General features: G+C 70.5%; 19 protein-coding genes. 14 read left to right on the top strand and 5 right to left on the bottom strand.

Going from position 1 to position 17,671, the window contains the following annotated elements:
* The first annotated feature begins 34 nt into the window (after window positions 1-34).
* Genes EV193_RS02625 through EV193_RS02615 form a run of 3 tightly spaced genes read left to right on the top strand, consistent with a single transcriptional unit; the run spans window position 35 to window position 3,533 of the window.
* Window positions 35-613: an RNA polymerase sigma factor gene (locus tag EV193_RS02625; protein WP_130342309.1), complete on the top strand. Its 579-nt coding sequence runs from the start codon at window positions 35-37 to the stop codon at window positions 611-613.
* On the top strand, window positions 610-1,053 hold the full coding sequence (locus tag EV193_RS02620; RefSeq protein ID WP_130342308.1) for a hypothetical protein: 444 nt from the start codon (window positions 610-612) through the stop codon (window positions 1,051-1,053). Before EV193_RS02625 ends, EV193_RS02620 begins: the two co-directional genes overlap by 4 nt.
* A complete protein-coding gene (locus EV193_RS02615) occupies window positions 1,050-3,533 on the top strand; it encodes a CHAT domain-containing protein (RefSeq protein WP_130342307.1) in 2,484 nt (827 codons plus the stop codon). Before EV193_RS02620 ends, EV193_RS02615 begins: the two co-directional genes overlap by 4 nt.
* A gap of 205 nt (window positions 3,534-3,738) precedes the next feature.
* Here the strand turns inward: EV193_RS02615 and EV193_RS02610 are convergent, their stop codons facing one another.
* Window positions 3,739-4,911, bottom strand: a complete 1,173-nt coding sequence (locus tag EV193_RS02610) for a pyridoxal phosphate-dependent aminotransferase (protein WP_130342306.1) — start codon at window positions 4,909-4,911, stop codon at window positions 3,739-3,741.
* Between the two features lie 29 nt (window positions 4,912-4,940).
* Here EV193_RS02610 and EV193_RS02605 point away from each other — a divergent pair, with 29 nt between their 5' ends.
* Complete coding sequence (locus tag EV193_RS02605) at window positions 4,941-6,233, top strand: DUF445 domain-containing protein (protein ID WP_423202126.1); 1,293 nt, start codon at window positions 4,941-4,943, stop codon at window positions 6,231-6,233.
* Here the strand turns inward: EV193_RS02605 and EV193_RS02600 are convergent.
* The gene (locus tag EV193_RS02600; protein WP_242613098.1) at window positions 6,226-6,708 is read right to left on the bottom strand and encodes a CGNR zinc finger domain-containing protein; all 483 of its coding nucleotides are present in this window, start codon (window positions 6,706-6,708) and stop codon (window positions 6,226-6,228) included. The genes EV193_RS02605 and EV193_RS02600 overlap by 8 nt on opposite strands.
* A gap of 86 nt (window positions 6,709-6,794) precedes the next feature.
* Here EV193_RS02600 and EV193_RS02595 point away from each other — a divergent pair, with 86 nt between their 5' ends.
* The 4 genes from EV193_RS02595 to EV193_RS02580 all read left to right on the top strand — a co-directional run bounded on the left by EV193_RS02595 (window position 6,795) and on the right by EV193_RS02580 (window position 10,789).
* Window positions 6,795-7,166, top strand: coding sequence for a VOC family protein (locus tag EV193_RS02595; RefSeq protein ID WP_130342304.1), 372 nt, complete (start codon window positions 6,795-6,797; stop codon window positions 7,164-7,166).
* 79 nt (window positions 7,167-7,245) lie between these two features.
* Window positions 7,246-7,770 (top strand): PadR family transcriptional regulator, encoded by a 525-nt coding sequence (locus EV193_RS02590; protein ID WP_130342303.1) that lies wholly within the window; start codon window positions 7,246-7,248, stop codon window positions 7,768-7,770.
* The gene (locus tag EV193_RS02585; protein WP_207222458.1) at window positions 7,767-8,462 is read left to right on the top strand and encodes an ABC transporter ATP-binding protein; all 696 of its coding nucleotides are present in this window, start codon (window positions 7,767-7,769) and stop codon (window positions 8,460-8,462) included. The genes EV193_RS02590 and EV193_RS02585 overlap by 4 nt, the downstream gene beginning before the upstream one ends.
* Complete coding sequence (locus tag EV193_RS02580) at window positions 8,459-10,789, top strand: FtsX-like permease family protein (RefSeq protein ID WP_130342302.1); 2,331 nt, start codon at window positions 8,459-8,461, stop codon at window positions 10,787-10,789. Before EV193_RS02585 ends, EV193_RS02580 begins: the two co-directional genes overlap by 4 nt.
* A gap of 104 nt (window positions 10,790-10,893) precedes the next feature.
* Here EV193_RS02580 and EV193_RS02575 read toward each other — a convergent pair whose 3' ends face one another.
* Window positions 10,894-11,682 carry an HAD-IIA family hydrolase gene (locus EV193_RS02575; protein ID WP_130342301.1) on the bottom strand — a complete coding sequence of 263 codons (789 nt, stop codon included), beginning with the start codon at window positions 11,680-11,682 and terminating at the stop codon, window positions 10,894-10,896.
* Between the two features lie 58 nt (window positions 11,683-11,740).
* On the opposite strand from EV193_RS02575, the gene EV193_RS02570 reads away from it, so the two are divergent.
* Window positions 11,741-12,115: a TFIIB-type zinc ribbon-containing protein gene (locus EV193_RS02570; protein ID WP_130342300.1), complete on the top strand. Its 375-nt coding sequence runs from the start codon at window positions 11,741-11,743 to the stop codon at window positions 12,113-12,115.
* A 164-nt stretch (window positions 12,116-12,279) separates the two neighbouring features.
* The gene (locus EV193_RS02565; RefSeq protein ID WP_423202125.1) at window positions 12,280-12,924 is read left to right on the top strand and encodes an AAA family ATPase; all 645 of its coding nucleotides are present in this window, start codon (window positions 12,280-12,282) and stop codon (window positions 12,922-12,924) included.
* A gap of 100 nt (window positions 12,925-13,024) precedes the next feature.
* Here EV193_RS02565 and tgmC read toward each other — a convergent pair whose 3' ends face one another.
* The gene (tgmC, locus tag EV193_RS02560) at window positions 13,025-14,194 is read right to left on the bottom strand and encodes an ATP-grasp peptide maturase system methyltransferase (protein WP_130342299.1); all 1,170 of its coding nucleotides are present in this window, start codon (window positions 14,192-14,194) and stop codon (window positions 13,025-13,027) included.
* A gap of 111 nt (window positions 14,195-14,305) precedes the next feature.
* Here tgmC and EV193_RS02555 point away from each other — a divergent pair, with 111 nt between their 5' ends.
* The 4 genes from EV193_RS02555 to EV193_RS02540 all read left to right on the top strand — a co-directional run bounded on the left by EV193_RS02555 (window position 14,306) and on the right by EV193_RS02540 (window position 16,355).
* Window positions 14,306-14,755, top strand: coding sequence for a helix-turn-helix domain-containing protein (locus EV193_RS02555; protein ID WP_130342298.1), 450 nt, complete (start codon window positions 14,306-14,308; stop codon window positions 14,753-14,755).
* Between the two features lie 6 nt (window positions 14,756-14,761).
* The gene (locus EV193_RS02550) at window positions 14,762-15,403 is read left to right on the top strand and encodes a hypothetical protein (protein ID WP_130342297.1); all 642 of its coding nucleotides are present in this window, start codon (window positions 14,762-14,764) and stop codon (window positions 15,401-15,403) included.
* 113 nt (window positions 15,404-15,516) lie between these two features.
* The gene (locus tag EV193_RS02545; protein WP_130342296.1) at window positions 15,517-15,810 is read left to right on the top strand and encodes a DUF2516 family protein; all 294 of its coding nucleotides are present in this window, start codon (window positions 15,517-15,519) and stop codon (window positions 15,808-15,810) included.
* A complete protein-coding gene (locus EV193_RS02540; protein ID WP_130342295.1) occupies window positions 15,804-16,355 on the top strand; it encodes a YbaK/EbsC family protein in 552 nt (183 codons plus the stop codon). The genes EV193_RS02545 and EV193_RS02540 overlap by 7 nt, the downstream gene beginning before the upstream one ends.
* A 287-nt stretch (window positions 16,356-16,642) precedes the next feature.
* Here EV193_RS02540 and EV193_RS02535 read toward each other — a convergent pair whose 3' ends face one another.
* On the bottom strand, window positions 16,643-17,641 hold the full coding sequence (locus EV193_RS02535; protein ID WP_130342294.1) for a twin-arginine translocation signal domain-containing protein: 999 nt from the start codon (window positions 17,639-17,641) through the stop codon (window positions 16,643-16,645).
* Window positions 17,642-17,671: the final 30 nt, after the last annotated feature.

Genomic DNA, 17,671 nt, shown 5'->3' with positions numbered 1-17,671 from the left:
GCCCAAGACCCGCTCGTGAAGGAGGACCCTCGCCGTGTCCACCCATCTCTCCGTCGTCGAGTTGCTCGAGCTCGCCGGGAACGGCGATCGCGGCGCGTGGCGCGAACTGGTCGAGCGTCACCACCGACTGGTGTGGAAGGTCGCGCTGTCGCACCGGCTGAACGACGCGGACGCCGCCGACGTGTCACAGGCAACCTGGCTCATCCTCGCCGAGAAGCTCGGCACGATCCGCCGGCCCGACCGGCTGGCCGCCTGGCTCACCACGACCGCGCGCCGCGAGTCGCTGCGGGTGCTGGCGATGCGCCGCCGCGAGGTCCAGCCATCGTGGGACGACGTCGAGCCGGGTGAGAGCGACCCGACCGTGCCCGCTCCGGAGGATTCCGCCGTCCGCGGCGACCGGGACCGGCTGCTCTGGACGGCGTTCGCCACGCTGCCCGAACAGTGCCGCAAGGTCCTCGGGCTGCTGGCCTACGAGCCGGACCTGACGCTGGTCGAGATCGGCCGGGCGGTCGGTCTCAGCCCCGCCAGCATCACCAAGACGAGAACCCGTTGCCTCACGACGTTGCACCGTCGCGTGCTGTCGCTGGGCATCGGCAGGGAGGCGGCGGGATGACGTACTTCTCCGACGCGGACCGGGCGCTGCTCGCCGAACTCGGCGACCTGCTCGACCGCGGAGACCCGGTGCCCGAGCACGTGACCGCCGCCGCGGTGGCGGCAGGGGAGTTGATCGACGCCCACTGGGACTGGGAATGGCTCGATCGGCTGGCCGACGTGCGGCCGGTCAGGGCATCCGGCGCGCGGGCGCACAGCTTCACCGGGCGCGCCTCGATCGACGTCGAGGCCACCGGCATCGCGAAGGTGCGGTTGGCCGGGCTCGTGACGTCGGCGGAGCGGTTCTCCTCGGTAGAGGTCTGCTGGCCGGCCGGCTCGACGAGCGTGGCGGTCGACTCCTGCGGCCGGTTCGACGTGGCCGACCTTCCGAACGGGCCGGTTCGGCTACTGCTGCGCCGCCCCGGCCTGCCGGTCGCGACGACGGGTTGGTTCGTGCCGTGACCGCTCTGGCGGCGGAGAACTTCGCCACCGCCGCCGTTCGCGATCCCGTCGACACCGTGCGGGCCCTGGTCGTGCTGCTGCACGGTCGGGGGATCGATCGCCGTTCGCGTGCGCTGGCGTGGCACGCGGTCGCGCGCGCCAGAATCGAGTGCGGCCAACAGGATCTGGCCTACGCGGCGGCCCGGCGCGCGTTCCGTGCGGCCGAACGAGCCGGGCTCACCGAGCTGGCCGGTGAGGGGTTGCTGCTGCTCGCGTGGATCCAGCAGGACCGCGGCCACCGGGAGTCGAGCCGCCGGTATCTGTCGCTCGCCTGGCCTCGGGTCGGCGGTGGCTTGCTGGCCCGCGCGCGGTGCCTGCGCGGGTTGGACCTGTGCGTCGCCGGCGAGCACACCGACGCGGTTCGCGAGCTGTCCACCTCGATCATGGGACTCCGCCGTGCGGGTGACACCCATTGGTTGGCCAATGCGCTGAACGGCCGTGGAATCGCGCGGGCATGTCAGCGCCGGCTCGCCGCGGCCGATGCCGATTTCGCCGTCGCACGCGATCTGTTCGTCGTGATCGGTGAGGGTGAACGGGCGGCCACCTGCACGCACAACCGTGGCTGGGTGGCGGCACTCGGCGGCGACCTGCCGACCGCGCTGGCCCGCTACGACGAGGCGGTGCGGGCCGGCATGACCGGAGCGCGGCGACCCGAGACGCTGGTGGATCGCGCGCTGGCGCTGCTGAGTGCGGGCCTTGCCGACGATGCGGCCGTGGTGCTGGCCGACGCCGAGCGTCTGTTCGACGGTTCCGGTCGCGGCACGATGCTCGCGGAGGCGCTGCTCGCGCTCGGCCAGTGCGCGTCACGGGCCAGTGATCATCGCCGCGCGCTGGACGCGGTGCGGCGGGCTCGCGCGTTGTTCCGTCGTCAGCGCAGGGTGCCACTGGTCGCCGCGGCGACCGCGGTGGAATTGCGGGTTCTGTTGCGGGACAACGATTCTCTGCTGCCCGTCGCCGTCGCGGCCGCCCGGCGCTGCGATCGGTTGGGCCGACCGATGGAGGCGGCCGAACTGCGGCTGGCCGCCGCCGCGTCCGCCGGGCCTGCCGAAGCGCGAAGGCTGCTGCGTGCGGTCGAGCGCGAACGGCAGGCCGGCCCGGTGCGGCAGCGGGTGCTCGGCTGGCTCGCCAGAGCGCGACGAGCGGCACTGGACGGTGATCGGCGTGCGGTGTTCGCCGCGTGCCGGGCCGGACTTCGGGTGGTGGACGAGCACGTGGCCGCCATGGGTGCGGTGGAGTTGCAGGCGTCGGCGGCCGAGCTGGGTGGCGAACTCGCGGCGGTCGGGCTGGCCGCCGCGATGGACGGCGGCCGGCCGCGCACGGTGTTGCGCTGGATCGAGCGGTACCGGGGCGCGGTGTCGCGACGGCGGCCGGTGCGCCCACCCGCCGACCCGGCGCTGGCGGCGGAGTTGGTACGCCTGCGTGCCGAGTCCGACGGCCCACGTCTGTCCACAGTGGAGGGCCGGGTGCGCAGGCTGTCGCTCGCCTCGTCCGCGGCGGTGGTGGAGGCGATCGCGCTGCCGAGCCTCGACGAGGTGGCTGCCCGGCTCGGCTCGTCGGTGCTCGTGAGTCTGGCCGTCCACAATGGACGGTTGGTGGCGTGCACGGTGGCCGGTGGACGAGTCCGGCTGCACCGGCTGGGTGCGGTGGCCGAGATCGGTGCGCGGGTGGACGGCTTGCGATTCGCGCTCGGCGTGCACGCGCGGACCGGGCGGGAATCGGCTCGGGTGGCGGCGCGTGCGGCTGCCGACGAGCTGGACCGGGCGATTCTGTCGCCGCTCGACGACGTTCTCGGCGACCGGCCGCTGGTGATCGTGCCGGTCGGCGAGTTGCGCGCGCTGCCGTGGGCGGCGTTGCGGAGTTGTGCCGGGCGGCCGGTCACGGTGACACCGTCGGTGGCGAGTTGGCTCACCGCGCCGCGGGTGGACGCGACCGGTGGGCACTTGTGGATCGCCGGGCCCGGGTTGCCGCACGCCGCGGTGGAGGTGGCCGGCCTGCACCGGCGCTGGGGTGGAATCCTGTTGCGCGCCAACGAATCCAGGGTGGCCGATGTGCTCGCCGCGGTGGATGGCGCCGACGTGGTGCACGTGGCCGCGCACGGCCGCTTTCGCGAGGACGCGCCGATGTTCTCCTGCCTCGACCTCGCCGACGGCCCGCTGTACGGCTACGACCTCGACTCGCTGCCCCGTGCGCCGAAGCTGGTGGTGTTGTCCGCGTGCGAGGCCGGCCGGTCGGCGACCGGCGGCTTGATCGGGCTCGCCACGGTGCTGCTGCGGCGCGGCGCCGGCACGGTGATCGCCAGTACCCTTCCGGTGCCCGACGCCGAGGCGACTCCGCTCGTGACGGCTCTCCATGACGAACTCGGCCGAGGCGCCACCCCCGCCGAGGCTCTCGCCGCCGCCCAGACCCGCCACGGCCACCTCGGCTTCGCCTGCTTCACCTGAACCGCTTGCGCCCCAACGCTTTTCGCGGTATCTGGGGTGCCCACTGCACCCCCCGCCCACCCCACCTTCGGGGGGCGGTCCGGCGGCCAGTGTATCGGCGGGTGGGCGGATTGACGGGTAGCAAGATCGACATGTGGACAAGTCGAGGCTGTGGATAACTGACGCTGGTGGATAGTCGCGCCCGAGGAGGGGCGGGCTTGAACGGTTATGCCGCGCGGAGTTTGTGCAGGCGTTGGATCGCCTCGTCCAGAATCTCGTCGCGCTTGCAGAACGCGAACCGCACCACGTGCCGCCACTGATCGGGATTGTCGGTGAACACCTGGACCGGCACCGCCGCGACGCCGATCTTCTCCGGCAGCGCCCGGCACAGCTCCGCACCGTCGGCGAATCCCAGCGGGCGCACGTCCGCGCACACGAAGTACGTCCCGGACGACCGGTACACCCCGAAGCCCGCCTCCGACAGACCCGCGACGAGCCGATTCCTCTTGTCCTGCAACGAGTTTCGCAGCTCGTCGACCCACGCCCGCTCGTGCCGCAACGCGTGTGCCACCGCCGGCTGGAACGGCGCCCCGCCCACGAACGTGATGAACTGCTTCGCCGCGCGAACGGCAGCCACCAGCGGAGCCGGCCCGCACACCCAGCCGATCTTCCACCCGGTGCAGTTGAACATCTTGCCCGCGGACCCGATCGTCACCGTCCGCGACGCCATCCCGGGCAGCGACGCCAGCGGCACGTGCGCCACCCCGTCGAAGGTCAGGTGCTCGTACACCTCGTCGCTGATCGCCAGCAGATCGTGTTCCACACACAGCGCCGCCACCGCCTCCAACTCCGCGCGGGACAGCACCGTCCCGGTCGGGTTGTGCGGCGAGTTCAACAGGATCGCCCGCGTCGCCGGGGTGATCGCGGCGCGCAGCGCGTCCAGGTCCAGCGCGAACCGGCCCGAGTCGTCCGGCACCAGCGACACCGTGCGGCGCGTCGCCCCGGCCATCGCCACCGCCGCGGCGTAGGAGTCGTAGTACGGCTCGACCAGCACCACCTCGTCGCCCGCCTGCACCAGCGCCAGCAGCGACGCGGCGATCGCCTCGGTCGCGCCGACCGTGATCAATACCTCCGACGCCGGGTCGTACGCCGTGCCGTACCCGGCGCGCTGCTCCGCCACCGCCTCGCGCAACTCGAGCGTGCCCGGCCCCGGCGGGTACTGGTTCACCCCGCCGGCGATCGCCGCGCGCGCCGCCTCCAGCATCGACGGCGGGCCGTCGGTGTCCGGGAATCCCTGGCCGAGGTTGACCGATTCGGTGCGGACGGCCAGCGCGGTCATCTCCGCGAAGATCGTCGACGTGAAGGGCTGCAAGCGCGGAACGAGCGGGGGTACGGGCACAGCAGAGCATCCTCACGGACAATGGCGTCGTGGAGCAACTGACAGCGCGTGATCGTGGTGTGCCGCCAGCACCCGGCCCGAACGAGGAGGCCAAGCGCGTCGCCCTGGTGCGCATGAAGCTCGTCGCACTGGGCTTCCTGCTCGGCGCGACCGTGATCTTCGTGCTGACCACCATCTGGCAGTCCGCGGGCGCGCCGGGCTGGGTCGGCTACGTCAAGGCGGCCGCCGAGGCCGGCATGGTCGGCGCGCTGGCCGACTGGTTCGCGGTGACGGCCCTGTTCCGGCATCCGCTCGGGATCAAGATCCCGCACACCGCGATCATCCCGACCCGCAAGAGCCAGCTCGGCTCCAGCCTCGGCGAGTTCGTCGGGTCGAACTTCCTGTCCGAGCAGGTCGTGCGGGACAGGCTGCGCCGCGTCGGGATCGCCGGCCGGCTCGGCGAGTGGATCGCCAAGCCCGCCAACGCCGACCGGGTCACCGCCGAACTGTCGACCGTCGTGCGCGGCGCGATCACCGTGCTGCGCGACGAGGACGTGCAGGCGGTCATGGAGCAGGCCGTGGTGAGGCGGGTTGTCGGCGTGCCGTGGGGGCCGCCGCTGGGCAAGCTGCTCAGCTCGGTCCTGCAGGACGGGGCACACCGCCGGCTGGTGGACCTGTTGTGCGACCGGGCCTACGAGTGGGTCAAGGACAACCACCAGACCGTGCTCGGCGTGGTGTCCGACCGCGCGCCGACTTGGTCGCCGCGGTTCGTGGACGCGATGGTGGCCGACAAGGTCTACGGCGAGGTGCTGTCGTTCGCCTGGCTGGTCAAGACCGACGTCGAGCACCCGATGCGGCTGGCGATGGACAAGTTCCTGCTCGAGTTCGCGCACGACATGCAGACCGATCCCAAGACCATGGAGCGCGCCGAGCAGGTCAAACAGCAGGTGCTCGATCACCCGGACGTGCAGAACGTGATCGGCTCGGCGTGGACCACCGCCAAGCGGATGCTGCTCGACGCGGCCGAGGACCCGTCCAGCGAACTGCGCCGCCGGGTGCGCGACGGGCTGGTCGCGCTCGGCGGGCGGCTGGCCTCCGACGACTCGATGCGCGGCAAGGTGGACGACTGGCTGGAGAGTGCGGCCGCCTACATCGTGGTCAACTACCGCGACGAGATCACCACCTTGATCACCGACACGGTGGAGCGGTGGGACGCCGAGGAGACCTCGCGCAAGATCGAGCTCCAGGTCGGGCGGGACCTGCAGTTCATCCGCATCAACGGCACCGTGGTCGGCGCGCTGGCCGGGCTGGTGATCTACACGGTCGCCCAGCTGATCACCTAACGCGGGTGCGCTCGCGCCAGGTGCGGGCCTTCTCCCGGTTGCCGCACACCTGCATCGAGCACCAGGTGCGGGACCGGTTCCGCGAGCGGTCGAAGAACGCCCACCGGCAGTCGTGCGCCGGGCAGATCTTGATCCGGCTCCACTCGCCGAGCACCGCGAGCCGGTAGCCCGCGGCCAGCACGGCGGCCAGCACGTCCTCTCCGACCAGGCGGGGAGCGCCTTTGCTCAGGTCCATTCGGACCGCCATACCCGCCGCCACCGCGGTGGCGTGCTCGTCGCCGACGGCGTAGCGCAGCCCGTCGCGGAACGGGCGGGCGTCTCGCGCGGCGACCTCGTGGCCGAACCGGCGTTCGGCGAGCCAGGCCGCCCACCTCGACTCCTCGTCGAGCACATCGACTCCGGTCTCCGCGTCCACTGTGTTGATGAAGTCGAGCACGAGCTGCACGTCCTGTGCGTCGACCGCCGGATCGTTCACGACACCACTGTAGGCCCGTTGCCGGTTGCGAGCCTCTGTCGTAACTCGCATACTTGAATCGCTGGTTACTTCGTGAAGGAGATCACATGTCCACACCCACGGCGGCCATCCCTCGATTGGGGTCGATCGTGCTCGACTGTCCCGACACGCTCGCGCTCGCGCGCTTCTACGCGACGCTGCTCGACTGGCCGGAGCCGGAGGGCGACGAGCGGTGGGCGACCGTGCGCCCCGCGCAGGGCGGCACGCTGATCCAGTTCCAGCGCGTCGACGACTTCCGGGCGCCGACCTGGCCAGAGGGTGAGCGGCCGCAGATGCTGCACCTCGACCTGACCGTGGACGACATGGAGGCGAGTCACGAGCGGGCCTTGAAGCTCGGCGCGCGGCTGCTGGACGAGAAGCCCGAGCACTTCCGGGTGTACGCCGACCCGGCCGGCCATCCGTTCTGCCTCTGCGTCTGATGATGTGAAAACACCTGGTCAGATGACTATTCAAGGGGTGTATAGACCTCAGGTATAAACCATGTGTACAGTGCTCGGCATGTCAATCGGGCACGCATTGTTAGGGCTGTTGGAGAAGGAGCCACGTCACGGCTACGACCTCAAGCGGTCCTACGACGAGCGGTTCGGCAAAGACCGGCCGCTGCACTACGGGCAGGTGTACTCGACGCTGTCCCGGCTCCTGCGCAACGGGCTCATCGAAGAGCTCGGCGTGGAGTCGGGCGGCGGGCCCGACCGCAAGCGCTACACGATCACCGATGCCGGTGTCACCGACGTCGAGCAGTGGCTCGGCACGCCGGAGAAGCCGGATCTGTACCTGCAGAACACGCTCTACACCAAGGTGGTCCTCGCGCTGCTCTCCGGGCGGGACGCGGCCGACGTGCTGGACACCCAGCGCGCCGCGCACCTGCGCGCCATGCGCGAGCTGACCGAGCGCAAGCGCTCCGGCGATCTCGCCGACCAGCTCATCTGCGATCACGCACTCTTTCACCTCGAAGCCGATCTGCGGTGGCTTGAACTCACCGCCGCGCGGCTCGACGACCTCGCGGGAAAGGTTCGGCCATGACCACAGGCACGACCGGGGAACCCATCATGAGCGCACGCGCGGTGCGCAAGTCCTTCGGACCGACACAGGCCCTCGACGGCGCCGACCTCGACCTGCACCCAGGTCAGGTGGTCGCGGTCATGGGCCCGTCCGGCTCAGGGAAGTCGACCCTGCTGCACTGCATGGCCGGCATCATCCTGCCCGACGACGGCAGCGTCACCTATCAGGGGCGCGAGCTGTCCACAATGGACGATTCGGCGCGTAGTGCGTTGCGCCGCAACGAGTTCGGGTTCGTGTTCCAGTTCGGGCAGCTCGTTCCGGAGCTGACCTGTGTGGAGAACGTGGCGCTTCCGCTGCGGCTGGCCGGCATGGGCCGCAAGCCCGCCGAGGCGAAGGCGACCGACCAGCTCGCGCGCCTGGAGGTGGACGACGTGGCCGAGAAGCGGCCGGGTGACGTGTCCGGCGGGCAGGGCCAGCGTGTCGCTGTCGCCCGTTCGCTGGTGACCACGCCTAAGGTGATCTTCGCCGACGAGCCGACCGGTGCGCTGGACTCGCTCAACGGCGAGCGCGTGATGCGGCTGCTCGTCGACGCGGCGAAGGCGACCTCGGCCAGCGTCGTGCTGGTCACCCACGAGCCCAGGGTCGCTGCCTACTCCGACTACGAGGTCGTGGTGCGGGACGGCAAGACGCGCGCGGCGGTGGGTGCGGCATGAGCAAGCGCACCTCCCGGCGCACGTCACTGGGACAGTGGGGGCGCGACCTCGGCCTGGGGATCCGGCTGGCTGTCGGGGGCAGCCGGATCTCCGGGACGAGCATCGTGCGCCTGATCATGGGCACCGTCGGCATCGGGCTCGCCGTGGCGATCCTGTTCGGCGCGGCCTCGGTCGGCAACATGCTCTCCGCGCACGAGCAGCGCAACGCGGCCAACATCCCGAGCTGGCAGCCGCGACCGGGCGTGGATCCGTTGCTCATGTCCACGGCCAGCAGCACGATCGGCGACGAGCGGATCAGTGTCAGCTGGATACATCCGTCCGGCCCGAACGCGCCGCTGCCGCCCGGAGTCGAGCGGCTGCCCGGCAAGGGCGAGATGGTGGTGTCGCCCAGGCTCGCCGAGATGCGCGCCGCGGCCGACGGCGAGGCGCTGCGGCAACGCTTCCCGCAGCGGGAGATCGGGCAGATCGACAAGTATCAGATGACCGACGCCGGCGACCTGCTCGCCTATGTCGGCGTGGACGCCACCATCGGCGCGGAATCGAGCGCGATGCCGGTGTACGGCTTCGGCCGGCCCGAGATGTCCGGCAACGAGACCGCGATCCTGCTGACCCTGCTGTCCATCGTCGGCGGCATCGTGCTGCTGGTCCCGGTGTTGATCTTCGTGGCGACCAGCACCCGGATCGCCGGCGCGGAACGGGATCGAAGGCTGTCCGCGATGCGGCTGGTCGGCGCGGATGCGCGGCAGGTCCGGCGGATCACCGCCGGCGAGTCGCTGGTCTCCTCGGTCGCCGGGCTGGCGTTGGGTACGGGCCTGTTCCTCGTACTGCGGCCACTGCTGGACAACGTGCGGCTGTTCGACACGACGATCCTGGCAAGGGATCTGCAACCGTCGCCGCTGCTCGCGCTGATCACGGTCGTCGGTGTGCCGCTGCTGGCCATCGGCACCGCGCTGTTCGGTATGCGGCGGGTCGTCATCGAGCCGCTTTCCGTTGTGCGCAAGTCGAAACCGGTCAAGCGGCGGCTCGCCTGGCGGTTGGTCGTGGTCGGGCTCGGCGTGGCCAGCCTGCTGTCCGCGCCGGTGTTCGACGAGGGCGAGGAGATGTGGACCTTCGCGGTCGGCGTGGGCGCGACGCTCCTGCTGATCGGCGTCCCGGCGCTGCTGCCGTGGCTCGTCGAACGCGGCGCCGCACGGGTCAGCGGTGGCCGACCGTCGGTGCAGCTGGCCATCCGCAGGCTCCAGGTGGACAGCGGCACGCCGGCACGCGTCGTGGCCGGGGTGGCCGTGGTGCTCGCCGGCGGCATCGCACTGCAGACCGGGCTCGCCGCGGCGGAGGCCGACGACAAGTACCGCCCGGCGCGCGCCGCTCAGGAGACGATCAGCGGTCAGGTGACCGGAGCGGTGGCCGACCAGGTCGTCGCCGACGCTCGTGCGGTGCCCGGCGTGACCGACGTGCGGGCCGGCCGCTACCTGTCGGTGAAGGGTGCCGGCGAGAAGTCGGGTACCTCGGTCTACGTCATGGACTGCGCGGGGATCGCCCAGCGGTACCAGACCGACCAGTGCGTCGACGGTGACGCCTTCACGGTCGTGCCGCCGCCGGGGTCGCGCAACTACGGCCGCGACCTGCGGCCGGGCGAGCAGGTCAGGGTCGTGAAGTACGCCCGGGACAAGGAGGAGCAGATCGCCACCTGGACCTGGCCCCAGCCGAAGAGCACACTCGCGCAGCCGCCCGGCAGCCGGTCGGGCTACTTCGGGCCGGTCGCCACGCCGGGGGCGGTGCGCGGGATTCCGCTGTCCGAGGTGTCGGCGACGCTGGAGATCGCGCACGACAAGCGGCCAGGGGTGATCTCGGCGCTGCAGGCGGCGACGGCGAAATATGAGTGGCGCGCGTCGTTCTACGACCCGTCGTCCTACGTGAGCAAGGACGAGCGGATGTACACCACGCTGCGCAACGCGCTGCTCGCCGGCGCGGTGTTCACCCTGTCGCTCGCCGGGTTGAGCCTGCTCGTGCTCGCACTGGAACAGGTGCGGGAACGGCGTCGGGCGATCGCGGCGCTGTTCGCCTCCGGGGTGCCGCGCGGGGTGCTGTCCCGGTCGCTGGTGTGGCAGCTCGCCGTGCCGATGGCGCTCGGCGTGGTGGTCGCGATCGCCACCGGGATCGGATTGGCGTGGCTGTTCCTGAGGCTTGTGGACGAGCCGGTCGCTGTCGACTGGCCGGGGGTCGGTGTGCTCTCCGGGGCCGCGGTGATCCTCGTGCTGCTGAGCGCGCTGGCGGCGCTGCCCGCCCTGCGCTCGGCCACGAGGCTCGACGCGCTGCGCACCGAGTAGCTGACTGTCCACAGTGGACGTCCGTCGGGGGGCGTCCACTGTGGACGGTTGGCTTGTGCCGATCCGCTGTGGGCGCCCATCGGGGTGGCGCCCACAGCGGACGGTTATGCGTTGCCGAACGGATCGCTTGTGCGGCCGATGAGGTCGGCGATCGAGTCGATCACCACGGTCGGGCGGTACGGGTAGCGCTCGGCGGACTCCTTGGACGAGATCCCGGTGAGCACCAGGATCGTGCGCATGCCGGCCTCCAGGCCCGCGTGGATGTCGGTGTCCATCCGGTCGCCGATCATCAGCGTGGTCTCCGAGTGCGCGCCGAGTGCCCGCAGCGCCGAGCGCATCATCAGCGGGTTCGGCTTGCCGACGTAGTACGGCGAACGACCGGTGGCCCGCTCGATCAACGCGGCCACCGCGCCGGCTGCCGGCAGCGAACCCTCCAGGCTCGGGCCGGTGACGTCCGGGTTGGTGCAGATGAACTTGGCGCCACCCTCGATCAGGCGGATCGCCTTGGTGATCGTGGTGAAGCTGTACGTGCGGGTCTCGCCGAGCACCACGTAGTCCGGGTCGCGGTCGGTGAGCACGTAGCCGGCGTCGTGCAGCGCGGTGGTCAGCCCGGCCTCGCCGATCACGAACGCCGAGCCGCCCGGCCGCTGCGAGTCCAGGAACTTCGCGGTGGCCAGCGCCGAGGTCCAGATCGACTCCTCGGGCACGTCCAACCCGGTCCGGGTCAGGCGTGCGCGCAGGTCACGCCGAGTGTAGATCGAGTTGTTCGTGAGCACGAGGAACTTGATGCCGTTGTCGATCAACTCGGCGAGGAACCGGTCCGCGCCGGGGACCATGTGGTCCTCGTGCACCAGTACGCCGTCCATGTCGGTCAGGTAGCTCAACTCGCTCATCGGGGTCGAGCCTAACGGGTGCCGACATGCGTACGTGTTTCTCAGTAGGGTGGTCTGCGTGATCTGTCCGAAATGTCAAAACACCATGCAGACCGTGGATCGACTCGGCGTCCACATCGACCAGTGCACCGGGTGCCGGGGAATCTTCCTCGACCGGGGTGAGCTGGAGCAGATTTCCGCCGCCGAGCAGAACCACTACGGGCCGGCCGCCGCGCCGCCGCCGTACCAACCCGATGCCGGCCACCGCCCGCCGATGGGCGGTGTACCCCGAGGCGGTTATGCCGACTCGCCGGGCGGCTATCGCGGTGGTTACGGCGACTCGCCCAAGGGCTACCGCGGCGGCTACGCCGATTCGCCCAAGGGCTATGGCCATGGCGGCCACGGCGGCCACCGCAAGAAGCGCCGGTCCTTCCTGGAAGACCTGTTCGACTGAACGTCGAAGGTCTTGCTCACTCTGAATTGGTGGTCACCCAGGGCACGCCCAGGCGGCGATCTACGGCGTTGGCGTCCGCTCGAGTATGCCCAATACGAGTCGCGAACGCCGCCTTGTAGCTCATCCACCTGGGCGCGCCCGGGGGGTCGGTTTGCGGTGGTGGTGTGAACCTACAAATCTGCGCTCAGTGCGGCGTCTGGCTGAGCCGACCTGTTGTGTCCACTGTGGACGGTGGTTCGGCCGTGGTGTGCGACGACTGCGGGCACGCCCAGCCGTTCCTGCGGCTGCCGCTGTTCGCGCTGACCGGTCCGAGCGGCACGGGCAAGTCGACCGTGTGCCGGATGCTGCCCGAACTGCTCGGCGGTGACGTGGTCGTGCTGGAGCAGGACCTGCTGTGGGTCGGCGGGTTGCGCGAGGAGTACGACGAGCACGGCCCGTTCCGGCGCACCTGGCTGCGGATGGTCGCCACGTTGAACCAGAGCGGCCGACCGTCGGTCCTCTGCGGAACCGTGGCGCCACCGGAGCTGGAGCACCGTCCGGAACGGCCGCTGCTCGGCGAGATCCACTATCTCGCGCTGGTGTGCGACGACGACGTGCTGACCAAGCGGCTGCTGGCCCGGCCGGCGTGGCGGGAGTGGGACGAGCACCGGGTCGCCGAGATGCTCGAGTTCAATCACTGGGTACGCGACAACGCCGAGCACACGACCCCGCCGATGCGGTTGCTGGACACCACGTCCGGCACACCGCGGGACACCGCGCACCAGGTCGCCGACTGGGTGCGCGGCCACCTGAGCGGCAACACTCCGTAGCGCCCCCACGGGATTGAGCGGGCTCAATCCCGTGGGGTTGGGCCGGTCGAGCCGGCTGGATTCGTGAGGGTGGAGTCGGGTGCGCGTTCGATCACCTCGATCAGCGCAGCGGCCAGCGGTGACGGCTGTCCGCGTCGTCCAGCCATAACTCCTGGCGGTGCGGGCGCACGGTGATCCCGAACCGCGCGCGGCCGGGCTCGCCGAGCGCCAGCCACCGCGTGTAGGCCCGCTCGGCGATGTCCCACAGCCGGTGCGGTCCACCTTGGGACACGGTGTGCTCGTGGTGTCGGGTGACGTGTCGCGCCCACGAGCCGTCCGGGTGCACCAGCAGCGTGTCGCCGTCCCGCCGCACCGGCACCACGCGCGGCAGCGCCAGCCCGGCGAAGAACTCGAACCGGCTGGACGGGTCGATCACGGCGGACACCGGCAGGCCGGTGGCGCGTAACTCGCCGATCTCACCGGCCGTCCGGTCGGCCAGCCGTGCCGCGCCCGTCTGTCGGTGCGCGCGCAGCGGCATGAACCGGCCGTCGTCGGGGAGCACCCGGCCCTCGCCGTACTCGCCGGAGCCGACCGTGATCCGCACGAGTCCGGCGCCGATCGGGCGGTGCAGCGTGGTCACGATCAGCCCGCCGGACCGGGTCTGCGCGAGCCACGGCAGCGGCACGGTGGACACCGCGCAGGTGCACAACACCCGGTCGTACGGCGCGCCGTCGGGCAGTCCGAGCGTGCCGTCGGCCGTCTCGCACACCGGCTGGTACCCGCTCGCCGACAAGTGCTCGCGCGCGTCGGCCACCAGGTCGGCGTCGACGTCCACAGTGGACACTCGATCGTCGCCGAGCCGGTGGCACAGCAGGGCCGCGTTGTACCCGGTGCCGGTGCCCACCTCCAGCACCCGCTCGTCGCCGCGCAACTGCAGCGCGTGCAGCATCACCGCCATGATCGTCGGCATGCTGGACGAGCAGGTCGGCGTGCCCGCGACCGGTCCGTGCTCGCGCGCGTGGGCCCACCGGGTTGGATCGCCGTCCAACTGGGTAACCAGAACCTGGTCGGAGTAGACCTCCTGGAGCCATCCCTGGTCGGTCGCATCGACGGCCGCCCAGCGGTCATCGGGGCTCGGCAGGAAGTACCTCGGCACGAAGGGGTGTCGGGCGACCTCGCCGAACGCGGCCCGCCAGTGCGGGTCGGTCAGCAGGTTCCGCTCGGTGAGGGTACGGACGAGGTGGCCGCGCGGGCGCCGCGCCGCCCGTGCGACCTCGCCCTTTTTGTCCACATCACCACGGTAGCCCTCCGGTGACCGAGGACACGTGAGTAGTGCGAGCAGCGTGCTTGCAACTGCTAGCACTCACGCGTAGTGTCGAACTCGTCGCGAGGAGGTGGCCAGATGGCTGAGGACCAGGACGAGGGTCGGGCTATCGACAAGGTGACCGACCTCGGACGGGACATCGGCGAGTACATCAAGCAGCAACGGAGCAACGCGAAGATCTCGTTGCGCCAGCTGTCCAGGCTCGCCGGGGTTTCCAACCCGTACCTGAGCCAGATCGAGCGGGGTCTGCGCAAGCCGAGCGCGGAGATCCTGCAACAGATCGCGAAGGGCCTGCGCATATCGGCAGAGGCGCTGTACGTGCAGGCCGGGATCCTCGACCTCCCGGCGGGAGGGCCGGTGGTCGACGCGGTGCGCTCGGACGACGAGCTCACCGAGCGGCAGAAGCAGGTGCTGCTCGACATCTACGAGTCGTTCCGGCGGGAGAACTCGGCAAGCGGGAACCCGAAACCGTCAGCAGAGTCCACAGTGGACGGTCAACCGAAAAACGTGCCACACACCGAGGAGTGATCATCAATGGTCAAGACCGAAGAGGCGCGGGAGCAGGCCAGCAAGGCCGCCAACACCGCCATCGAGCAGATCCGTCAGCCGCTGCTGGCCGCGCTGGGCGCCGGAGACCTGGCCGCCAAGGCCGTCGCCGACTTCGTCAGCAAGGCCCGTGAGCAGGCCGAGGAGCGCTCCGGGTCCGTGAAGGGCGCGGTCGACGACCTGCCCAAGGACTTCAAGGAGCTGCGCGGCAAGCTGGACCCGGCCGAGCTGCGCAAGCTGGTCGACGAGTACACCGACGCCGCGCTCAAGCTGTACCGCAAGCTGACCGACCAGGGCGAGGAGGCGCTGGAGGACCTGCGCACCCAGCCGCAGGTCAAGAAGGCCATCGACCAGCTCGAGGACGCGATCAAGAACGTGCAGTCGCGGGTCGAGGGCGCCACGGGTGACGCCCGCGGCCTGGCCGACGACCTGCTGTCGAAGGTGACCCGCAAGACCCGCTCGGTCGGCGAGAAGACGGCCAACGCGGTCGAGGAGGCCGGCGACGAGCTGGCCAGCGAGGTCCGCAGCACCAGCCGCAAGGTGGCCAACAAGACCGCTCCGGCCCGCAAGCCGGCGGCCAAGACCACCACGGCCAACGCGCGCAAGACCACCACGACCACCAAGAAGTAGTCTCGGTCGTACCGGTCCCCGGCGCCCTCCCGATGGGTGCCGGGGACCGTCGTATGTCCGGTTTGTGGTGGGCCGCTGGTGACCATCACCCGAACGCACGTAATCTTGGGGTTGTGCCGGTTACCGCCGCGTGGATCGTGACGATCATCGATTGGGCCGCGACGCCCGTCGGTGTGTTCGCGTTCATCCACGCCCTGCTGCAGCGCCCGGACGCGTTCACCGCGATCAACAAGATGACGAAGCCGGCATGGCTCGGCATCACCGCCGGTGGCACCGCGGCGCTGCTGCTGTTCCGGTTCTACGACTTCGGCATGATGTTCTGGATCGCCGGGTTGGTCGCCGTGCTGGTGTACATCGTGGATGTGCGACCAGGGCTGATCGAGGTGCAGCGCGGGCAGAAGTGGTGAACTGGACGATCGCCGGGACGCTGTCGGTCTCGCCCGCGTCCGAGCGCTCCGAGCTGCTGGGTGAGCCGGTCGCCAAGGCACTCGCCGCGCTGCCGGCCGAGGATCGCGATCGCGTCGGTGTGGCGCCGATCGACCCGGAGCTGGCCGATACGGCGGAGTTCTGCCAGGCGTACGGCTCGCCGCTGACCGCGTCGGCGAACTGCGTGGTGGTGTCCGGCAAGCGCTCCGGTGAGGTGCGCTACGCGGCGTGCATGGTGCTGGCCACCACGCGGGCCGATGTCAACGGCGTGGTGCGCAAGCGGCTGGACGTGCGCAAGGCGTCGTTCGCGCCGATGGACATCGCGGTGGAGCTGACCGGCATGGCCTACGGCGGGATCACGCCGCTCGGCCTGCCGTCCGACTGGCCGATCTTGATCGACCCCGCCGTCGCCGACGCTCCCGAGCTGGTGATCGGCAGCGGAATCCGCGGCTCCAAGCTGCTGATCCCCGGCGACGTGCTCACCCGGCTCTCGGGTGCCGACGTCCTGGCTGATCTCGGCCGCTGAGTTTCGCGAGGCTCGACCGCCTCCCCGGCATTTCCCAGTAATGGGTGCCTTCCAGCGCATGGTGCCATGCCGTCGTCACCGGGGCTGGGTCGCGTCCCGTTCCCCTAAGGTGCGGCTGCTTGACACCGCGAGTCCCGCGCCCTGCACCGGCGAGTCCCGCGCCCTGCACCCGCGAGTCCCGCGCCCTGCACCCGCGAGTCCCGCGCTCTGCATCGGTGAGTCCCGCGCTCAGACACCGCAGGTGGCCGGCAGGTCGGTCAGCGTTGTGCGACAACGGTTCCCGACGGTCAGAACCCGACGCCGATGTAGTTGCCGAAGTCGACCGGCGGCGTCACGTCCACGTGCTCGCACCGCTTCTCCCGCGTCCATGGCCACTGCAGCGCGTAGAACACCTGCCGCCCGGTCTCGGTGATCGCGCGGGACAGCTGCTCGGCGGCGACCGGGTCGTCGTAGTGCATCTCGCCGATCGTCCAGCCCTGCGAGGTGTAGCCCATCTCGTTCATCAGCCGGTGCGTCTCGGTGAACTTGCCGTGCTCGTCGAGCTGATCGTTGAAGTAGAAGTGGAAGTCGAACAGGTGCGGCGGGTTGTCGCCGTACACCTCCGGGATGCGGCGCACCCGGTCCGGATCGGCGATCGTGGAGAAGCCGATCGTGTCGTCCTTGCCGAACTCGCGGGTGTAGTCGCCCCACAGCCGGCGCGCGTACTGGAGCAGAACCTCTTGTCCCACAGTGGGAATCGCCTCGTTGTACAGGTCCAGCCGGTAGTGCGCGCCGGCGCCGGCCACGATCGGCCGGATGTTGCGCACGACGTTCCAGTTCTCCAGGTACAGGTCCTCGTTCCAGGACGGCCACTCGTACGGCGTGTTGCCGCCGCTGGGGATGTAGGCGACCTGGATCTCCTCGAAGCCGGTCTCCTTGATCAGCCGCAGCAGGTCGGTCAGGTTCTGGCGCGCCTGCGCGGGCAAGTCGCCGCCGGTGGAGTCGATCAAGGTGCCGGACGGTGTGCCGCGCCGGTGGAACAGCGGGATGCGCAGCCGCCGCTGGCCCGCGTCGAACATCGTGCGCAGCTGCTGCGCGATCGTGTCCGGTGCGTTGTGGAAGCTCGCGACCACGCCGTACGGCTCGCGGTCGCACCCGTCGAGCTGATACCAGCCGTAGTTGGAGCCACCGCGCGCGACGGTGAGCTTGGCCGCTGTCGACTTGCTCGCCAGTGCCGGAATCGTTGTGGCCACGGCGGTTCCGGCTCCGACGGCCAGCGCGGACTTGAGCAGTGTTCGGCGTCGCATGTGTTTCCCCGACTGATCGACTTGTGGTCC

This window comes from Herbihabitans rhizosphaerae (assembly GCF_004216555.1).
Taxonomy (GTDB): Bacteria; Actinomycetota; Actinomycetes; order Mycobacteriales; family Pseudonocardiaceae; genus Herbihabitans; species Herbihabitans rhizosphaerae.
This window is presented reverse-complemented; position numbering and strand designations above follow the sequence as displayed.

Excerpts from the sequence above, each read along its gene's own strand:
- EV193_RS02620 (WP_130342308.1), top strand. The coding sequence starts at position 610 with ATGACGTACTTCTCCGACGCGGACCGGGCGCTGCTCGCCGAACTCGGC.
- EV193_RS02595 (WP_130342304.1), top strand. The coding sequence starts at position 6,795 with ATGTCCACACCCACGGCGGCCATCCCTCGATTGGGGTCGATCGTGCTC.
- EV193_RS02590 (WP_130342303.1), top strand. The coding sequence starts at position 7,246 with ATGTCAATCGGGCACGCATTGTTAGGGCTGTTGGAGAAGGAGCCACGT.
- EV193_RS02585 (WP_207222458.1), top strand. The coding sequence starts at position 7,767 with ATGACCACAGGCACGACCGGGGAACCCATCATGAGCGCACGCGCGGTG.
- EV193_RS02580 (WP_130342302.1), top strand. The coding sequence starts at position 8,459 with ATGAGCAAGCGCACCTCCCGGCGCACGTCACTGGGACAGTGGGGGCGC.
- EV193_RS02575 (WP_130342301.1), bottom strand. The coding sequence starts at position 11,682 with ATGAGCGAGTTGAGCTACCTGACCGACATGGACGGCGTACTGGTGCAC.
- EV193_RS02555 (WP_130342298.1), top strand. The coding sequence starts at position 14,306 with ATGGCTGAGGACCAGGACGAGGGTCGGGCTATCGACAAGGTGACCGAC.
- EV193_RS02550 (WP_130342297.1), top strand. The coding sequence starts at position 14,762 with ATGGTCAAGACCGAAGAGGCGCGGGAGCAGGCCAGCAAGGCCGCCAAC.
- EV193_RS02535 (WP_130342294.1), bottom strand. The coding sequence starts at position 17,641 with ATGCGACGCCGAACACTGCTCAAGTCCGCGCTGGCCGTCGGAGCCGGA.